The sequence below is a fragment of the Staphylococcus sp. FSL W8-0271 genome, from assembly GCF_038006605.1.
Classification (GTDB): Bacteria; Bacillota; Bacilli; order Staphylococcales; family Staphylococcaceae; genus Staphylococcus; species Staphylococcus cohnii.
Genome location: NZ_JBBOVM010000001.1, coordinates 1,196,136 through 1,215,790 on the forward strand (window position 1 = coordinate 1,196,136; position 19,655 = coordinate 1,215,790).

22 protein-coding genes and 2 other annotated features are annotated in these 19,655 nt (G+C 32.0%); of the genes, 20 read left to right on the top strand and 2 right to left on the bottom strand.

What is annotated here, in order from left to right:
* Positions 1-287: 287 nt before the first annotated feature.
* Complete coding sequence (locus NST87_RS05910) at positions 288-866, bottom strand: DNA-3-methyladenine glycosylase I (protein ID WP_019468491.1); 579 nt, start codon at positions 864-866, stop codon at positions 288-290.
* 58 nt (positions 867-924) lie between these two features.
* Positions 925-1,166 (top strand) — a binding site (T-box leader).
* Between the two features lie 41 nt (positions 1,167-1,207).
* Here NST87_RS05910 and NST87_RS05915 point away from each other — a divergent pair.
* The 7 genes from NST87_RS05915 to radC all read left to right on the top strand — a co-directional run bounded on the left by NST87_RS05915 (position 1,208) and on the right by radC (position 9,600).
* Positions 1,208-3,838, top strand: a complete 2,631-nt coding sequence (locus NST87_RS05915; RefSeq protein ID WP_019468492.1) for a valine--tRNA ligase — start codon at positions 1,208-1,210, stop codon at positions 3,836-3,838.
* Positions 3,839-3,849: 11 nt separating this feature from the next.
* Entirely contained in the window at positions 3,850-5,112 is a 1,263-nt protein-coding gene (locus NST87_RS05920; RefSeq protein ID WP_019468493.1) for a bifunctional folylpolyglutamate synthase/dihydrofolate synthase, read from the top strand.
* Between the two features lie 209 nt (positions 5,113-5,321).
* On the top strand, positions 5,322-5,996 hold the full coding sequence (locus NST87_RS13790; RefSeq protein WP_369076460.1) for a prepilin peptidase: 675 nt from the start codon (positions 5,322-5,324) through the stop codon (positions 5,994-5,996).
* A 133-nt stretch (positions 5,997-6,129) separates the two neighbouring features.
* Positions 6,130-6,978, top strand: a complete 849-nt coding sequence (locus NST87_RS05925; protein ID WP_040030014.1) for an aldo/keto reductase — start codon at positions 6,130-6,132, stop codon at positions 6,976-6,978.
* A gap of 234 nt (positions 6,979-7,212) precedes the next feature.
* A complete protein-coding gene (locus tag NST87_RS05930; protein WP_019468496.1) occupies positions 7,213-8,034 on the top strand; it encodes a squalene/phytoene synthase family protein in 822 nt (273 codons plus the stop codon).
* Positions 8,035-8,440: 406 nt separating this feature from the next.
* Positions 8,441-8,695, top strand: a complete 255-nt coding sequence (locus NST87_RS05935; protein WP_019468498.1) for a hypothetical protein — start codon at positions 8,441-8,443, stop codon at positions 8,693-8,695.
* A 227-nt stretch (positions 8,696-8,922) separates the two neighbouring features.
* Complete coding sequence (gene radC, locus NST87_RS05940; RefSeq protein WP_064264199.1) at positions 8,923-9,600, top strand: RadC family protein; 678 nt, start codon at positions 8,923-8,925, stop codon at positions 9,598-9,600.
* A gap of 434 nt (positions 9,601-10,034) precedes the next feature.
* Here the strand turns inward: radC and NST87_RS05945 are convergent, their stop codons facing one another.
* Positions 10,035-10,214, bottom strand: coding sequence for a hypothetical protein (locus NST87_RS05945; protein ID WP_019468500.1), 180 nt, complete (start codon positions 10,212-10,214; stop codon positions 10,035-10,037).
* 146 nt (positions 10,215-10,360) lie between these two features.
* On the opposite strand from NST87_RS05945, the gene NST87_RS05950 reads away from it, so the two are divergent.
* The 13 genes from NST87_RS05950 (at position 10,361) to tgt (ending at position 19,649) form a co-directional block, all read left to right on the top strand.
* Positions 10,361-10,819 (top strand): DUF4930 family protein, encoded by a 459-nt coding sequence (locus NST87_RS05950; protein ID WP_019468501.1) that lies wholly within the window; start codon positions 10,361-10,363, stop codon positions 10,817-10,819.
* Between the two features lie 67 nt (positions 10,820-10,886).
* Entirely contained in the window at positions 10,887-11,045 is a 159-nt protein-coding gene (locus NST87_RS05955; RefSeq protein WP_019468502.1) for a hypothetical protein, read from the top strand.
* A gap of 462 nt (positions 11,046-11,507) precedes the next feature.
* Positions 11,508-12,350: a rod shape-determining protein MreC gene (gene mreC, locus NST87_RS05960; protein WP_019468503.1), complete on the top strand. Its 843-nt coding sequence runs from the start codon at positions 11,508-11,510 to the stop codon at positions 12,348-12,350.
* The gene (gene mreD, locus NST87_RS05965; protein ID WP_019468504.1) at positions 12,350-12,874 is read left to right on the top strand and encodes a rod shape-determining protein MreD; all 525 of its coding nucleotides are present in this window, start codon (positions 12,350-12,352) and stop codon (positions 12,872-12,874) included. The genes mreC and mreD overlap by 1 nt, the downstream gene beginning before the upstream one ends.
* Positions 12,875-12,903: 29 nt before the next feature.
* Positions 12,904-12,977: a sequence feature (ribosomal protein L21 leader region), on the top strand.
* A 12-nt stretch (positions 12,978-12,989) separates the two neighbouring features.
* The gene (gene rplU, locus NST87_RS05970; protein WP_019468505.1) at positions 12,990-13,298 is read left to right on the top strand and encodes a 50S ribosomal protein L21; all 309 of its coding nucleotides are present in this window, start codon (positions 12,990-12,992) and stop codon (positions 13,296-13,298) included.
* Positions 13,299-13,300: 2 nt separating this feature from the next.
* A complete protein-coding gene (locus NST87_RS05975) occupies positions 13,301-13,621 on the top strand; it encodes a ribosomal-processing cysteine protease Prp (protein ID WP_019468506.1) in 321 nt (106 codons plus the stop codon).
* Positions 13,622-13,632: 11 nt separating this feature from the next.
* Positions 13,633-13,917: a 50S ribosomal protein L27 gene (rpmA, locus tag NST87_RS05980; RefSeq protein WP_019468507.1), complete on the top strand. Its 285-nt coding sequence runs from the start codon at positions 13,633-13,635 to the stop codon at positions 13,915-13,917.
* Between the two features lie 130 nt (positions 13,918-14,047).
* A complete protein-coding gene (gene obgE, locus NST87_RS05985; RefSeq protein WP_019468508.1) occupies positions 14,048-15,340 on the top strand; it encodes a GTPase ObgE in 1,293 nt (430 codons plus the stop codon).
* Between the two features lie 11 nt (positions 15,341-15,351).
* Positions 15,352-15,807 (top strand): ACT domain-containing protein, encoded by a 456-nt coding sequence (locus NST87_RS05990; RefSeq protein ID WP_019468509.1) that lies wholly within the window; start codon positions 15,352-15,354, stop codon positions 15,805-15,807.
* 12 nt (positions 15,808-15,819) lie between these two features.
* Positions 15,820-16,422 carry a Holliday junction branch migration protein RuvA gene (ruvA, locus tag NST87_RS05995; protein WP_019468510.1) on the top strand — a complete coding sequence of 201 codons (603 nt, stop codon included), beginning with the start codon at positions 15,820-15,822 and terminating at the stop codon, positions 16,420-16,422.
* Between the two features lie 33 nt (positions 16,423-16,455).
* Positions 16,456-17,457, top strand: a complete 1,002-nt coding sequence (ruvB, locus tag NST87_RS06000) for a Holliday junction branch migration DNA helicase RuvB (RefSeq protein WP_019468511.1) — start codon at positions 16,456-16,458, stop codon at positions 17,455-17,457.
* A gap of 2 nt (positions 17,458-17,459) precedes the next feature.
* Positions 17,460-18,485 carry a tRNA preQ1(34) S-adenosylmethionine ribosyltransferase-isomerase QueA gene (gene queA / locus NST87_RS06005; RefSeq protein ID WP_019468512.1) on the top strand — a complete coding sequence of 342 codons (1,026 nt, stop codon included), beginning with the start codon at positions 17,460-17,462 and terminating at the stop codon, positions 18,483-18,485.
* Positions 18,486-18,509: 24 nt separating this feature from the next.
* Positions 18,510-19,649, top strand: coding sequence for a tRNA guanosine(34) transglycosylase Tgt (tgt, locus tag NST87_RS06010; protein WP_019468513.1), 1,140 nt, complete (start codon positions 18,510-18,512; stop codon positions 19,647-19,649).
* Positions 19,650-19,655 lie beyond the last annotated feature (6 nt).

Here is a 19,655-nt window from a genome sequence, read left to right on the forward strand (position 1 = left end):
TCATAATTGAAAGTAAACCAAATATTCGCTTTTGACACTTTTTAAATTTTTAAAAGACTTTAATATGCTTAAACTAAAAAACATGAGCAAAAGCTCATGTCAGACTGCCGAAAAACTAGTTGACTTTGGTAGCAGTTTTTTGTGCATGTTTTCTGCGTATATAAATTATTGATGCAGGTTAAAAAATACCTTTTAGCACATGATCTTTTGGAAAAAGCAATCATGTTATTCAATAAAATTTAATGAATGAGACAACTGCTCGTTAACTATATTAAAGTGGTTTATTTTTATTGGAAACCTTCGCCATTGTATATGTTAGGGTTATAAGGGCATGCTTGTAGGTGAGCATTATATAGACCTGCTGCCTCCAAAAATGAGAAGACAGTAACTGGACCTAAAAACTTAAATCCATAATGTTTTAATTTTTTAGAAAGTTCCGTGGCACGCTCATCCACTGTCATTCGTTCAGTTGATTGACGATAGCCTAAATCGAGTGGTTTATGATTGACATAAGACCATAAAAACGCACTAAAACTGCCATAATCTTTTTCGATTTTGAAATATCCTTCTGCTTGATTGACGATGGCCTCTAATTTTTTTCTATTATGAACAATATTGGGAAACTCCATTAACCTATCAATATCTTCTGACGTCATATTTACAATTTTCGATGGATCGAAATTATAAAATGCCTGTTCATATGATTCTTTTTTCTTTAAAATAGTTAACCAAGATAGCCCGGCATGTTGAGATTCTAATGCCATTAATTTAAATAGTTTCAAACTATCATATATAGGATGACCCCAACTTTCATTGTGATAATTAATGTAAACAGAATCTGTAGTGCCAAATGCACATTCATTCATAAATTTCACTCCATTTTATTGACTTATTTTCATATCCATTATACTATAATCAAGTAAAGAAATATTGTCTACTGGGAAGAGTAAATAAGCTGAAATTTAACAGAGAGTACATGGTAGCTGAAAATGTACAATTTAACTTATTGAAGGTAGCCCACATTGAACTTTAGCTGAAATTTGTCAAATCTAAGATAATAAAGTAGGTTAAAGCGTGTTTGAGCGTTAATCATAATTTTAAGTGCTTGAAATTATTATACTAATTTCTTGAATTTAGGTGGTACCACGGTAAAACCCGTCCTATTTTATTAGGATGGGTTTTTATTTATTTAAGGAGGATTTTACACATGGAAATGAAACCCAAATATAATCCAAACGAAGTCGAAACTGGACGTTATGATCAATGGGTCAATAATGGCTATTTTAAAGCAGCAGAAGATCATTCAAAAGAAACATATACAATCGTTATCCCACCCCCAAACGTAACTGGTAAATTACATTTAGGTCATGCTTGGGATACAACGTTACAAGACATTATAACAAGAATGAAACGTATGCAAGGGTATGACACACTTTACTTACCAGGTATGGACCATGCTGGTATAGCGACACAAGCTAAAGTAGAAACGAAACTCAAAGAAGAAGGTTTATCTCGCCATGATTTAGGTAGAGAGAAGTTCCTAGAAAAAGCTTGGGATTGGAAAGAAGAGTATGCTGATTTTATTAGACAACAGTGGGCAAAATTAGGTTTAGGTTTAGATTATAGTAGAGAGCGCTTTACATTAGATGAAGGACTTAGTAAAGCAGTTAAAAAAGTATTTGTGGATATGTATAATAAAGGTTTAATTTATCGTGGTGAATACATTATCAACTGGGATCCAGTTGCACGTACTGCTTTATCTGATATAGAAGTAATTCATGAGGATGTACAAGGTAAGTTTTATCATTTTAAATATCCTTATGCAGATGGCAATGGTTTCATTGAGATAGCCACTACACGTCCTGAGACGATGTTAGGTGATACTGCAATCGTAGTAAATCCGAAGGATGATCGTTATAAAGATGTTATAGGTAAAACTGTAATTTTGCCTATAATTGGTAGAGAATTACCAATACTAGCAGATGAATATGTGGATATCGATTTTGGTAGTGGTGCGATGAAAGTTACACCATCACATGATCCAAATGACTTTGAAATTGGTAATCGTCATGATTTAGAACGTATTACAGTTATGGATGAGTCTGGTCACATGAATGCGCATGCTGGTAAATATCAAGGTATGGATAGATTTGAATGTCGAGAAGCATTAGTTAAAGATTTATACGAACAGGATTTAGTGATTAAAATTGAAGAACATGAACATTCTGTTGGACATTCAGAACGTTCTGGTGCAGTCGTTGAACCTTATCTATCTACACAATGGTTTGTTAAAATGAAACCATTAGCTGAACAGGCATTAAACAACCAAAAAACGGATAATAGAATCGATTTTGTGCCAAATAGATTTGAAAAAACATTCAATCGTTGGATGGAAGAAATTAGAGATTGGACGATCTCACGACAATTATGGTGGGGGCATCAAATACCTGCTTGGTACCATAATGAAACTGGAGAAATTTATGTCGGTGAAGAGCCACCACAAAATATAGAAGAATGGACACAAGATGAAGATGTATTAGACACTTGGTTTTCTAGTGCTCTTTGGCCATTTTCAACATTAGGTTGGCCGGATACTGAAAATGAAGATTTTCAACGTTATTACCCAACTAATGTACTTGTAACAGGTTATGATATTATATTCTTCTGGGTAGCTAGAATGATATTCCAAGGACTCGAGTTTACAGGACAACGCCCATTTAACGATGTTTTATTACATGGGTTAGTTCGTGCTGAGGATGGTCGTAAAATGAGTAAATCATTAGGTAATGGTGTTGATCCAATGGACGTTATTGATGAGTATGGTGCAGATAGTTTAAGATATTTCTTAGCTACCGGCTCGTCTCCTGGTCATGATTTACGTTATTCCACAGAAAAAGTTGAATCAATCTGGAATTTTATAAATAAAATATGGAATGCTGCTAGATTTAGTTTGATGAATATTGGTGACGATTTCAAAGTTGAAGATGTAGATTTATCAACTAATTTATCTTTAGCAGATAAATGGATTTTAACACGCTTAAATGAAACAATAGATACAGTTACTGATTTAAGTGAACGTTATGAATTTGGTGAGGTTGGCAGAGCGCTATATAACTTTATTTGGGATGAATTCTGTGATTGGTATATAGAGATGAGTAAAATACCTATGAACGGTGAAGATGAAGCTCAAAAACAAGTTACACGTTCTGTATTAACTTATGTGTTAGATAATACAATGAGAATGTTACATCCATTTATGCCATTTGTAACAGAACAAATTTGGCAAAATTTACCACATGAAGGTGAAACGATTGTCAATGCAGCTTGGCCTAAATCAAATAATGAGTTAGTATTTGATGAAAGTAAAGAAACGATGCAACAACTTGTTGAAATTATTAAATCCGTAAGACAATCTCGACTAGAAGTAGATACGCCATTATCAAAAGCTATTCCAATTTTCATTCAAGCAAAAGATGAAAATATACGAGAAACTTTATTAAATAATTCAAATTATATTGATAGATTCTGTCATCCAAGCGAACTAATTATCCAAACTACAATAGCTATCCCGGAAAAAGCAATGACATCAATTACTTCTGCTGGTGAAGTCATATTACCATTAGAAGGTTTAATCGATATGGATAAAGAAATTGCACGCTTAGAAAACGAACTCGAAAAATGGGAAAAAGAGTTAGATCGTGTCAATAAAAAACTAGCTAATGAAAATTTTGTTAATAAAGCGCCTGAAAAAATTATTAATGAAGAACGTGAGAAAAAACAAACATATCAAGAAAAATATGATGGTGTACAAGAACGAATTAATCAATTAAAAGCATAGGAGTCCTTAACATGAATTACCTAGACAGCTTATATTGGATACATGAACGAACTAAATTTGGCATTAAACCAGGTGTTAAACGCATGGAGTGGATGCTAGATAAATTAAACAATCCACAATTTAATATCAATGGTATTCATGTCGGTGGTACAAATGGTAAAGGGTCAACAGTTGCCTATTTAAGGTCAGCGCTTGTTGACAATGGATATGAAGTTGGGACCTTTACGTCTCCTTTTATAGAAACATTTAATGAACGTATAAGTTTAAATGGTGTACCAATAAGCGACGATGCCATTGTAGAATTAGTTCAAAAGGTAAAACCAGTAAGTGAAGCATTAGAAATAGAAACAGAACTTGGAACAGCCACTGAGTTTGAAATTATTACAACGATGATGTTTCTATATTTTGGAGAAATTCATCCAGTTGACTTTGTAATAGTAGAAGCAGGCTTAGGTATAAAGAATGATTCTACAAATGTATTTAAACCAATACTTAGCATTTTAACGAGTGTTGGTTTAGATCATGTTGATATTTTAGGCGATACATATGTAGATATCGCCAAAGATAAAGGCGCAATTATTAAACCTGAAACGCCTGTCATATATGCTGTGAAGAATGAAGATGCACTTAAAATCATTCGTGATTTTGTAGAACAACAAAATGCAGAAGGTATTGAGTTAGATAGAGATATTAGTGTGATTTCTCAAGGTGAGGAATTTACATATCGCTATAAGAATTATGAACTAGAAACACTTATTTTGAATATGCTTGGTGAACATCAAAAAGAAAATGCAGCATTGGCAATTACAGCATTAATCGAATTAAATGAATCTGGTTTAGTTGAATTAGATTTTAACAAAATGATTAATGGGATTGAAGCTGTGAATTGGACAGGAAGAATTGAGAAAGTTAAAGATGAACCATTGATAATTATAGATGGTGCCCATAATTTGGAAAGTGTAGAAGCACTCATAAAGACGTTAAAAGACTATTATAAATTAGACAATGTCGACGTATTGTATGCGGCTATTAATGGAAAGCCAATTCACGCAATGATTGATCAATTAAAAACAATTGCTTCAACAATGTATATTACAGATTTTGATTTTCCAAAAGCATGCGCAAAAGAAGAAATTTACGATGAAATACGATTTGATCAAAAAGAAACTGTGGATGATTTCGTTCGATTTATTGAAAATTATGAAGGACAGGGCTTAGTCATTACAGGTAGTTTGTATTTCATCAGCGAAGTTAAAGCTAAAGTGAATTTCTAAATATTTAATTTGAATATAATAAAGCTAGTTATTATTTAACACCTTAACTAAACTTATATAATGGTTTTGTTAAATGATAGACTAGCTTTATTTTTTGTATCTTTCTATTATTATTTGAAAAGTGATGTTTTTGTTAAAGTGCTAGACTTGTGTTGTTATAATAAGCAAGAGGAGGCGATTCATTGCTTATTTTGTTTGTTGTTTGTCCTGTGTTATTTAGCTTTCTTTATCAATTATGTTTTGTTGAAACATTTAACTTAAAGTATTTGGCAACAAGATCCAAGTGTGATTTCTGTAATAAGCAATTGAGGTACAGAGATATCATACCAATATTCAGTTATATTAGACTTTTAGGGAAAACTTCATGTTGTAAACAACCGCTTAGCAGACTTTATATTTTAGGTGAGGTATTGTCATTGGTGCCAGCCTTATATTTGATATTTAATCCAAGTGCAAAGTCGTTATGCACTTTCATATGCATATACTTATTTCTCCTTGTTTTTGCTCTCTATGATATACAAACTTTATCTATCCCCTTACACACATTTTTAATATTTGCTTTTAGTAGTACAGTTATTATTGATGGCAACCTCTTTTATTTTGTTATTACCACACTCCTGCTACATATATTTTATTTTTTATTCAAAAATGCTATTGGATATGGTGATATATTAATTTGTTCACTTTTATCATATTTAATACCATATTCCATTTTTATCAATGTACTCTTTCTTACATGCTTAATAGGAAGTATATTTTCTACAATATTAGTGCTGAAAACAAGAAAACGAAAAATTAAAATACCATTTATTCCATTTATATATATAGCGTTTTGTATAGAGACAGTATTATCACATTTTAGGATTTTTTGGGGAAGTTTATGATATCAATGCTTCATTCACTCATCCATTTAGATTAAAAAGGTCATATGTGGGTAAAATATAAATGTAATGATTTAAAATCAATTTAAGGTTGATTTGTAACATAATTTGTTAAATATTGAAAGGAAGTTATAAATTGAGTTTAAATGAAAAATTTTTATTAAATGATGGAACAACATTACCTCATATAGCATTAGGTACAGTTAATATTCAAGGTGGCAAGGGTGTTAAAGCATTAGAAAATGCATTGAATCTAGGTTATAGAGTTATTGATACTTCCACAAACTATAATAATGAAGGAATGGTAGGCGAAGCCATTCGTCGTTCTAGTATTCCAAGAGAAGAAATTTATGTGAGTGCTAAACTACCTGGTGCAGCTCACGAATATGATAAAGCAATTAACCTTATACAAGAATCACTATATAGAACGGGCTTAGATTATTTTGATAAATATTTAGTTCATTGGCCTAATCCTAAACAAGGTAAATATGTAGAAGCTTGGCAAGCATTAGTTGACGCTCAAAAATACGGATTAATAAAATCGATTGGTGTATCCAATTTCATGCCTGATCATTTAGATGACATTATAGAGGCAACAGGTGTTACACCTGCGACAAATCAAATAGAAATTCATCCATATTTTAATAATAGTGAATTAATCAAAGAAAACGATAAACGTGGTGTTTTATCAGAGGCGTGGAGTCCGCTTGGCCGTGAGATTAACGATGTGTTAACTAATAATACAATTAAAGAAATTGCAGAAAAATATAATCGTTCTACAGCACAAGTCATTATTAATTGGGTGAATCAGAAACATGTTTTCCCTGTAGTTAAAGCTTCACAATATACTCATCAACAAGATAACTTTAATTATCTTGATTTTAAACTATCAAATGAAGATATAGCTAAAATAGATGCGTTAGATAAAGGTGAAGATGGTCGTGTTGAAGGACAGAATCCTTATGAATATGAAGAATTTGTATAATATAACAAAGGATAAATTCATATTTTAGTTTAAAATATTTTAAAGTATAGTTTTAAATTTCGTGTTTGCTAATTTCTAGAAGCGGGCAATGGAATCGATTAACAACTGTCGATTTTGTTCTCGCTTTTTAATTTATTTTAATCATCAAAGTGTAAAAATACTATCAACATAGCATTTGCTATTTTAAAATGTAAAAATATGATAATATCAAGAAAAGGGAGGGGAACTCATAAAATGGCAGAAAAGAAATTCCCAAAAGATGCAATGCGCGTTTTAAAAGAGACAAGCCGTACGTTTTATATTCCAATTACTTTTTTAGAAAAAGAGCTAAAACATTCTGTAGCTTGTGCATATTTAGTTATGCGCGCAATTGATGAAATTGAAGATCATGAGGAAATTAACAATGATTTAAAGTATAGTTTGTTAATGCAAATTAGCGAATTATTAAATATGCCTTTTGATTCGGAAAAATATTTAAAAATAATAAGTCCAGTAAAAGATAAATTACCAGAAGTTTCAGTGAGATTAGGAGACTGGTTGGCTGCTTGCCCTGAACATACTCGGGCAATCGTTAGAGAATCTTCTAGTGAAATGGCATATGGTATGGCAAAATGGGCCAAAGCCAACTGGAGAATTAAATCTCGTGAGGATTTAGATGATTATACATATTATGTAGCAGGACTTGTAGGTGTAATGCTATCTAAACTATGGGATGTCTGTGCAAATGTTAAAACTGATAGAGATTTAGCAATAGGTTATGGAAGAGGACTTCAGGCTGTAAACATTCTGCGAAATGAAGAAGAAGATCTTGAGGAACGTGATGTGAGTTTTGTTCCTGACGACTGGACGCGTGAGGATTTATTTGCTTATGCTGAAGAAAATTTAGCAAAAGCGGATGAATATATGAAAGCAATCAATAAAAGGACGATTTTATTGTTCTGTCGTTTACCACTAGCTTTCGCACATAAAACCCTAAAAGCAATGAAAAATGGGCGTGAAAAAATGACACGTGAAGAAGTTGAAAAAACAGTAGAAGAAGTTAAAAAAGAAGAATAGATTAATTAAAAGCATAGCTATTTTAATTTGTAAAATTTACATTTTGAAATTTACTATGCTTTTTTAACCTTGTAGTAAAATATAGTTTATTTCATTTTTAAATTTTGACTAACTCTAATATAATTTGAGCACATTATTAAAATGATAGGTGAAAGGGCTTGAATAAAACAACGGGAATGAATTTATTAATTTTTATATTTTTAATTATATTTGCTGTAGCTTTTTTTACTAATACATTTGGAAAATTCTCAATATATTTAATCATCATACTTCCTTTAATTATTTTCGGCTTAGGTATTTGTATTTTAATAGACGCTATTACAAAGTATAAGCATGATAATCACAATTTTTAATTAGTTATGGTTTGTTATGATCATAAAATATAATAAAAAAGAAGGGATTTTATTTGAAATTTTTAATGACATTATCACCAGCAATTATTTATGCTGTATTGTTAGCGGTGCAATATTTTATATCTAAAACAGAAAATAAGCTATTGGGCGCCATTTTACCAACTTTATTTGTGATTACACTTATTTATTTATATGTTAATGATATATTACCTTTGAATATATGGGGAACTGTAATATTAGGAATTATAGGTCTTTTATTTTTATTTGCACAGTGGGACAGTGCACAAAAAGGTAAAGAAACATCTTGATATAATTTATAAAATAATTAAATTTTTATTCTGAATTAAATTTTTTAGATAGAAATAAGCAATTATTAAATTAATGAGAAATTTGTCAACATGACACTTCATTCGTAGTAGAATAAATACACCTCGCTTTTGAATGCTTCTTTAAAATTTGTTATTCCAATGACCTTACAAAATTACTAATTTTAATACTGAAATACATCTAGATAATTCATAGGAGTTGTTGTTTATTGAGAATAAATGAACTTGCAGATCATCAAAAACCAAGAGAACGTATGTTGTGTCATGGTGCCAGGTATTTATCACATGCTGAATTATTAGCTATTCTCATTAATACAGGAAGAAAAGGTAGTTCAAGTTTAGATATAGCTAATGAATTATTAAAATCAGTAGATAGTTTAAAAGAATTAAAAATGTTATCTATTAATGATTTAAATAAAGTAAAAGGTGTGGGACTGTATAAAGCACTTACATTGAAAGCGGCATTTGAATTAGGTGAACGTATACATTCCGGAAGTGTTGATGATAAAATTCAAATCACTAGCCCTAAAGATGTGGCGGATTTTATGATGGGTAAGATGGAACATTTGACGCAAGAAAAATTTATTGTGCTGTTTTTAAATTCTAAAAATGTCATTATAAAAAAGAAAACAATATTTGTAGGTACGCTAAATTCTTCAATTGTTCATCCAAGAGAAATATTTAGCGAAGCGATTAAATGTGCGAGCAATGCGATTATCGTTTTACATAATCACCCTTCCGGTGATACAACACCTTCAAATGAAGATATTAAAACCACTGCGAGACTTAGAGATTGTGGCCAACTATTAGGTATTGATTTATTAGACCATGTCATTATTGGCGACCATGAATATTTAAGCATGGTAGAAGCGGGTTACTTTGATTAAATAACAGTGGTTTAAATATAATGTTATTAACGATGTTTGATTAAGTTGTCATCTTACACTTAACGAGCATATTATATTTGAGGCATCAAATTGGGAGGTTAAGTAGTAGAAAATATACTTTAAGTGCGCTATTATTACCTGTGATTTATTTAATGTAAATGATTAAAATGAAAACGAATATGAGAATGAAACATATATACTGTAGTACTGTATTGATTTCAACGATAGGTGTTACTATTTCCTCAACAGTACTAAGCTTTTAAAAAATTATGATCATCTGCTTTTAATGTGGTTTTAGTGCGATTATCCTTGGAGTTATTTGGGTGCTATTATTGTGTGGTTGTTATTATTGTTATCAAATACTTGCGAAAAAATAATCATTTGAATACTTAAAAAGCGCTTAATGGACTTCAACGTCTATAAGCGCTAAAATTTTAATTTATAAAACTAAAAAATTGATTATAATTTTCCATTAACCAAAGAATGCCTTGGTATCCTAGATAAATACATAATACAATTATGCCAACATAGATTAAAAATCTTAAAATAGATAAACCTACTCTAAATAATAAGATAACTAAGAGTGCAAGCAGGATTATAGATAAAATACTCATTGTCTATTCACTCCTTTTAATATAGTTTAATATTAATGCATGAAACATACATCGGTCTATAGTTAAGATATAAATACACCTATAGTCTGATGATAAACTTTATTAAACATACTATAATTTTGATGAATAAAATAGGAGGATGGTTCATGCGTTTCATATTTAGTATTATAAAGAATATTATAGCTATTATTGCAATTATAGTAATTGTATTTTTCGCACTCAAATATGCGCCTTTTTTGAAGGACCAAGATTGGAACCCAATTCATAATGATGAATCATCCTTAAATAATAGCGCAAATAAAGGTCATCTAACAGGCGGACAAAGATATTCAGTAGAAGATAATGATATTTTGAATAATGTTCCACTTAGTCAAACAAAAAATATGTTTAATTGGATTGATAAGCGGGAGTTTATGTCAGTAACTGGTATCGAAAGAATGGGATATAATGAAACATATTTAGCTGGTCAACGTGGAGATGAATTTATTATTTATAAATTTGGTTCTGAATCTATGAGAGTTTATAAAACTGAAATAGAGATGAATCAAGACCTCAATCAATTGGGCGAACATATAGAATTGAAGCCAGCTTCAAATTATGAGTAATGGGTTTGAATTCTTTTAATAAATAAGTTAGCCTTATATAAGTAATATGAAAAGGTTGGTGTTTATAATGAGTGAAAAATCTAATGAAAAAAAAGCAGACGAACAAGCAAAAGCACAAAATTTATTTGCGCGTTGGCGTAAAGAAGAAACACTATATAAAGAAGATGAAAAAGAATCTAGTAAGTCTAATGACTCTAAAACATCATCAGATGAAGAGCAGAAATAGGATTCATTTAATACGAGTACAGTCAGTTAATGAAATATGTATGTAAGCTGTAGTTTATGCAGCTTCAAGGTATTTTTTAGTTTGAAAAATTAATATGATAAATAACCAGAACGAGTGAAAATCAATATGGATATGATTGATTTTTATTCGTTCTTTTTTAATGAGATTGGGTACTTACAAAATTGAGTAATGGGGTGTCCTAAAATGGAATTTTCCATGACTATTACAAAAATTAAATGGAGTGCTTAAATTAATACTAAATAATACACTATTTTCTATATTTATTGCTATAATACAAGTTATCACAATGTTTGAATGTAAAATATAGTAAACTTATCTTCATATTAAAATTCACAAATGAATTTTGTTTCATATTCTTTATGTTCGTGCTTTATTTCATTTAAGTAGTAATATAAAATGATAGGAAGAAGATAAAATAGTTGGTTAATAGAGGTGTTTAGGTTGTCAAAGTTTTTTAGTAACAACAAATTGATTGTTATATTATGTGCAATCATTGTTTTTATCGCCTTGATTGGTGTGTCATTGCGATCCCAATCCCAATCATATGTTGAACAGTATGTTGGGGATACAGTAGCTTTTGGCCAAAAGGCTGTGAGTTATCCAGTCCATTTTATTACTGGATCTATCAATAGTATTTTTACCAGTGGTGATTCAAAAAAACAATCAAGTGAATTGAAACAGTTAGAGGCGGAAAATCAAAGGTTAAAGTCAGAGAATAAAAAATACAAAAAAGAATTAGATATTGAAGACATATCTAAATTCGACCCAATTTCCAGCACAGTGCTTTCTAGAAACCCTGATCAGTGGATGAATACATTAGTGATTAATCAAGGCTCAAAAGATGGAATCAAAAATAATATGGCAGTAATGACTTCTGATGGTTTAGTTGGTCGAATCTCTAAAGTGAATCAATTTTCTTCACAAGTAGATTTAATATCAACAAACACAAGGGCAAATCGTTTATCTGTCAATATTCAACATGATGATAAAAACGTGTTTGGCCTCATAGACCATTATGATGCAAAAAAAGAAGAGCTAGTAATATCTGATATTAACAATAAAGACAGTGTTGAAAAAGGAGATAAGGTAGTTACAAGTGGATTAGCAGATCAGCTTCCAACTGGGTTATACATAGGTGAAGTAGCAAAGGTTGAAAACGATGAGTATGGTTTAGCTAAAGAAGTAAGAGTGAAAACTGGTACTGATTTAGCTGATTTAAGTCATGTTTATGTTGCTAAAAGAGACCCTAATTCAGTACCTGATAGTGAAAGTGGTGATAATTAATGAGAGCTTTTTACTACTTTCTTATAGGCATCATTCTTTTTTATATTGATACCGCAATTGCACTTGTCATACCTATGCAAATTTCTGGGAAAGAGATCATTTTTGTACCTCATTTAACGATTATGTATATCTTAATCATTAGTGTCTATAGAGGTTTTAGTGTAGCTCTGATTTTATCTACAGTATTAGGATTAATTACCGATTTATATTATGGTAGCTTTTACGGATTATATTTATTTGGCTATATTTTATTAGTCGTTATCATGGATTTTTTCTTTAAAGTATTTTATCGAGATCATACGATGTTATTTACTATCGTTTTGTTAAGTACACTCGTGTTAGAAATTTATGTAGCAGTTATATATAGTGTTTTAGGATTAGTTCAATTTAATTTGTTTGAGTTTGTGATTTTTAGAATGATACCGACATTAATTCTAAATTTAATTTTATTAATTATTTTGTATCCGCTAATAACAAAATTCCTCAAAAAAATTCAATTGAAGATTGACAGTGAAAGATCGTAATGCTAAAATGCAGTAGTTGAGTAGTTTCTAGCTACATACAACCGCTCGGATTCAGGTTTAAGTACAAAGATGTCACCTGAGTTTGGCGTGACTTAAATTATAGGAGGTGCAAAGTATGTTTGCTATTATTGAAACAGGTGGAAAACAAGTAAAAGTTGAAGAAGGACAAGAAATTTTCGTTGAAAAATTAGACGTAAATGAAGGTGATTCTTTCACTTTTGATAAAGTACTATTTGTAGGTGGAGATTCAGTTAAAGTTGGTGCACCAACAGTTGAAGGTGCAACAGTTACTGCTACTGTAAACAAACAAGGTCGCGGTAAAAAAATTACTGTTTTCACATATAGACGTCGTAAAGACTCTAAACGTAAAAAAGGTCACCGTCAACCATACACTAAATTAACAATCGACAAAATCAACGCGTAATTATGATTAATGTAGATGTTACATTAAACGATTCGGGTCAAGTAACAGACGTTATCATGGAGGGTCATGCCGATCATGGTGACTACGGTTACGATATTGTATGTGCAGGAGCATCTGCAGTTATTTTCGGAAGTGTTAATGCTATAATGGGATTAACATCTGAGAAACCCGACATTGACTATAGTGATGACGGTGGATACTTCCATGTTAGAAGTGTCGAGACGAATAATGAAAAAGCGCAATTAATTCTTCAAGCAATGTTAGTCTCTTTGCAGACCATTGAAGAAGAATACAAAGAAAATATTAGATTAAATTATAAGTGAGGTGCAACCAAATGTTAAAATTAAACTTACAGTTCTTCGCATCTAAAAAAGGGGTAAGTTCTACAAAAAACGGACGTGACTCTGAATCAAAACGTTTAGGTGCTAAACGTGCGGATGGTCAATTCGTTACTGGCGGTTCTATTTTATTCCGTCAACGTGGTACTAAAATTTATCCTGGTGAAAATGTTGGTCGTGGTGGCGACGATACATTATTCGCTAAAATCGACGGCGTTGTAAAATTTGAACGTAAAGGTCGAGACAAAAAACAAGTATCTGTATACGCAGCTGCTGAGTAATTTTTGTTCATGTTAACACCAGAAGTGATGACTTCTGGTGTTTATTTTTTGTCTTTATTTTCTAGTTATATAGAAAATGCTATAATATACAAGATATGTAAATTAAGTTTTATAAAAAAGAGGTGAAATCATGTTTGTTGATCAAGTTAAAATATCACTCAAAGCTGGTGATGGCGGTAATGGTATAACTGCATATAGAAGAGAGAAATATGTACCATTTGGCGGTCCAGCAGGTGGTGATGGTGGCAACGGAGCTTCAATTGTGTTCGAAGTAGATGAAGGTCTAAGAACGTTATTAGATTTCAGATACCAAACACATTTCAAAGCTAAAAGAGGTGAAGGTGGTCAAAGCAGTAATATGCACGGTAAAAATGCTGAGCATTTAGTATTAAAAGTACCACCAGGTACAATCATTAAAAGTGTAGAAACCGAAGAAGTCCTAGCTGATTTAGTAGAGAATGGGCAGCGTGCTACAGTTGCAAGAGGTGGTCGTGGAGGACGTGGAAATTCCCGCTTTGCTTCTCCACGAAACCCCGCACCAGATTTTAGTGAAAACGGTGAACCAGGTGAAGAAATTGAGGTTACTTTGGAACTGAAACTACTCGCAGATGTTGGTTTAGTCGGTTTCCCTAGTGTTGGAAAATCTACATTATTATCAACGGTTTCTAAAGCAAAACCAAAGATTGGAGCTTATCACTTCACAACAATTAAACCTAATCTTGGCGTTGTTTCTACCAAAGATCATCGTAGTTTTGTGATGGCAGATTTACCTGGACTTATACAAGGTGCTTCTGAAGGTGTTGGATTGGGTCACCAATTTTTAAGACACGTTGAGAGAACTAAAGTAATCGTGCATATGATTGATATGAGTGGTTCAGAAGGTCGCGATCCTTACGAAGATTATCAAGTTATTAATGAAGAATTAAAAGCTTATGAACATAGATTAGAAGAACGACCACAAATTGTAGTTGCTAATAAAATGGATATCCCTGATGCAGAAGATAATTTAACCATTTTTAAAGAGCAATTAAATGACAAAAGTGTACGCATTATTCCCTTGTCTACTGTAATGCACGACAATATTGATGAATTATTATATGCTATTGCTGATACATTAGAAGAGGTCAAAGATGTAGATTTTAATAAGGAAGAAGAAGATTTAGGTGTAAATAGAGTAGTCTATAAATATACACCTAGTCAGGATGCATTTACGATTACTAGAGACGATGATGCTGCTTACGTAGTGAGTGGTAAAGCCATAGAAAGAATGTTCAAGATGACTGACTTTAATAGTGATCCAGCAGTTAGACGTTTTGCGCGTCAAATGCGTTCAATGGGTATTGATGATGCGTTACGTGAACGTGGTTGTGAAAATGGAGATATTGTAAGAATACTTGGTGGAGAATTTGAATTTGTTGAATAGGAGTGTATGATATGGACAAAAATGAAAATAAAAAGTTTTATTTAATACGTGAAGATGTGTTACCTGAATCAGTGGTTAAAACTTTACAAATCAAAGAAGTTTTGAAAAATGACCCATCATTGTCCATATTTGAAGCAGTGAAACAATTCGATTTATCCCGAAGTGCGTTTTACAAATATCGTGATACGATATTTCCAGTTGACGAGAAATTAGAAGAAACAAGAGAGTTTACATTGATTTTGTATGTGAATGACATCATAGGCATGTTAGCTGAGGTTTTAAATACACTTTCTAAATTAGATTTGTCAGTGTTGACGATTCATCAAAGTATACCGATGGACGGTAGAGCTACCATTACATTATCATTAGATGGCAAAGGCACAGATTTAGAAATAGATGAAGTCATAAACGCATTAAAAAAGATTGAACATATTTCTAATGTGGAACTCATTAGTATGACTATATAAGGAAGTGTGACTGTGTACGCATATATTAAAGGAACTTTAACCGTTTTAAATCCCACGCATGTAGTTTTAGAGGCTTCAGGTGTAGGTTATGAGATTCAAACTCCAAACTCATATCGATTTCAAAAATATAAAGACCAAGAGATTTTGATTCATACTTCATTGATTGTAAGAGAAGATGCACAGCTACTTTATGGCTTTATTAATCAAGAAGAAAAAGACATGTTTTTAAGTTTAATTAAAGTGACAGGTATCGGTCCCAAATCAGCTTTAGCAATTTTAGCTAGTAGCTCACCAAACGAAGTGAAAATTGCAATTGAAAATGAAAATGATGCTTATTTAACAAAATTTCCTGGTATAGGTAAAAAAACAGCACGGCAAATTGTTTTAGATCTCAAAGGTAAAGTACAAGTAACAGAAGAAGATAGCAGTCAATTGTTTAATGTGGACCAAAATAATCCGCAAAATTCTGCAATTGTAAAAGAAGCATTATTAGCTTTAGAAGCATTGGGTTATTCTAAGAGAGAGTTGAATAAAGTTGAAAAAACTTTAGCTAAGGAATCTTTTGAATCAATAGATGATGCAGTGAAGCGAGGTTTACAGTTGCTTATATCTTAAGTTTGCTGAATTTTTATGAAGGGGGAAATATAAATGGATGATAGAATGGTAGATCAGTCTATGCATGAGGATGAATCATCATTTGAATTATCTTTAAGACCAGAAAGATTACGCCAATATATAGGACAATCAACGATTAAATCAAATTTAGAAGTTTTTATCAAAGCAGCTAAAATTAGGAAAGAACCGTTAGATCATGTACTTTTATTTGGCCCCCCTGGATTAGGTAAAACGACTTTATCCAATATCATTGCTAATGAAATGGAAGTTAATATTAGAACTATTTCTGGACCGTCTATTGAACGACCGGGTGACTTGGCTGCTATTTTGTCTAGTTTACAACCTGGTGATGTATTATTTATCGATGAAATTCACAGATTGAGTAGTGTCGTAGAAGAAGTTTTATATCCAGCAATGGAAGATTTCTTTCTTGATATTGTGATAGGTAAAGGAGAAGAAGCGCGAAGTATACGTATTGACTTGCCGCCTTTTACATTAATAGGTGCTACAACAAGAGCTGGGAGTTTAACTGCACCTTTACGTGATAGATTTGGGGTTCATCTGAGGTTAGAATATTATAAAGAACATGAATTGAAAGAAATTATAATCCGTACCGCAGAAGTATTAGGTACGACTATAGATGATGAAAGTGCCATAGAACTTGCGAAAAGAAGCAGAGGTACACCGAGAGTGGCGAATAGGCTGTTAAAACGAGTTAGAGATTTTCAACAAGTTAAAGAAGATGAATTGATAAGTATTGCAACTACAAAGCAATCTCTAGCATTATTACAAGTTGATGATGAAGGGTTAGATTATATCGATCATAAGATGATGAACTGTATCTTAGAGCAATATAAAGGTGGCCCTGTAGGTTTAGATACAATCGCTGTTTCAATTGGTGAAGAACGTGTCACAATTGAAGATGTTTATGAGCCATTTTTAATACAAAAAGGATTTATTGAACGTACACCAAGAGGGCGTAAAGCGACAGCGTATGCTTTTGAACATTTTAGTAAGAATGGAAAGAAGGAATAGTTTTGGATATTGAAGCATTTGATTATCATTTGCCAGAATCATTAATCGCTCAAACGCCTCTGAAAAATAGAGATGAGAGTAGATTGCTTGTGCTTGGTAGAAAAACTGGAAATATCGAACATAAGCACTTTAAAAATGTTATTGATTATATTGAATCAGGAGATACATTAGTACTTAATGACACCAGAGTGATGCCAGCACGTTTATTTGGTTTAAAAGAAGAGACTGGTGCAAAAGTAGAAATGTTAATGCTAACACAACTTGAAGATAATGACTGGGAAGTCTTATTGAAGCCAGCAAAAAGAATTAAAGTAGGCGACAAATTATCTTTTGGTGAAGGTAAAATAGTTGCTGAATGTCTTGAAACTTTAGATCAAGGCGGAAGAATCATGCGTTTAAATTATGAAGGTATACTACAAGAACGTTTGGATGAATTGGGTGAAATGCCACTGCCTCCATATATTAAAGAACGCTTAGATGATCCAGATCGTTATCAAACTGTTTATGCAAAAGCATCAGGATCAGCTGCAGCTCCTACAGCAGGACTTCATTTTACTGATGAACTACTTGAACAATTAAAAGCTAAAGGTGTTAATATTGCTTTTATTACTTTACATGTCGGGTTAGGTACATTTAGACCTGTGAGTGTTGAAAATATTGATGATCATGAAATGCACAGTGAATATTATCAAATGAATCAAGAAACAGCAGATTTACTAAATGCTACAAAAGCAAATGGGCATCGTATCTTTTCAGTAGGTACAACTTCTACTAGAACATTGGAAACCATTATGCAAACACATAATAATTTTGTAGCAGAGAGTGGATGGACTGATATTTTTATCTATCCTGGTTTTGATTTTAAAGCAATAGATGGTTTAATAACAAACTTTCACTTGCCGAAGTCAACGCTAGTGATGTTAGTTTCGGCATTTAGTTCAAGAGATTATATTTTGAACGCTTATCAACAGGCTGTCAAATTAGAATATAGATTTTTTAGTTTCGGCGATGCAATGTTAATTTTTTAGGAATGAAACGAAAGGAGTTTTTGTATGCCAGCTGTAACATATGAACATATAAAAACATGTAAACAATCTGGAGCAAGATTAGGAATCGTGCATACACCACATGGATCGTTTGAAACACCAATGTTTATGCCTGTTGGAACTAAAGCCACAGTTAAAACGATGAGTCCTGAAGAATTGCATCAGATGGAAGCAAAAATAATATTAGGAAATACATATCATTTGTGGTTGCAACCAGGAAATGATATTATCAAAAAGAGTGGGGGATTACATCAGTTCATGAACTGGAATGGTCCAATACTGACAGATTCAGGTGGTTTTCAAGTATTTAGTTTAAGTAATTTAAGGAAAATTACTGAAGAAGGTGTTGAATTCCGTCATCATACTAATGGTTCTAAATTATTCTTGAGTCCTGAAAAATCAATGCAGATTCAAAATGATCTTGGTTCAGATATTATGATGGCATTTGATGAATGTCCACCTATGCCAGCTGAATATAAATATGTAAAAGATTCAATCGAAAGAACAAGTAGATGGGCTGCCAGATGTTTACAAGCGCATCAAAGACCTGAAGATCAAGCTTTATTTGGTATTATCCAAGGCGGAGAATATAAAGATTTACGTCAACAAAGCGCTGAAGAATTAGTGGCGTTGGATTTTCCCGGTTATGCTATCGGAGGTTTATCTGTTGGAGAACCAAAGCCAGTAATGTATGATATGGTTTCGCATACACAACAATTTATGCCTAAAGATAAGCCGCGTTATTTAATGGGTGTGGGTTCACCAGATGCATTAATAGAATGTAGCATTCGAGGGATGGATATGTTTGATTGTGTATTACCTACACGTATTGCACGTAATGGTACATGTATGACCTCACATGGTCGTGTTACTATAAAAAATGCTAAATATGCTGAAGATTTAGGTCCACTTGATGATAATTGTGACTGCTATACTTGTAAAAATTATAGTAGAGCATACATAAGACATTTAATAAAAGCAGAAGAAACTTTTGGTATCCGTCTTACTACTTATCATAATTTACATTTCTTGCTGAAATTAATGGAAAACATCCGACAAGCTATTCGCGATGATCGTTTACTTGATTTTAAAGAAGAATTCTTTGAACAGTATGGACTAAATGTAGAAAACCCAAAAAACTTTTAAAAGGGA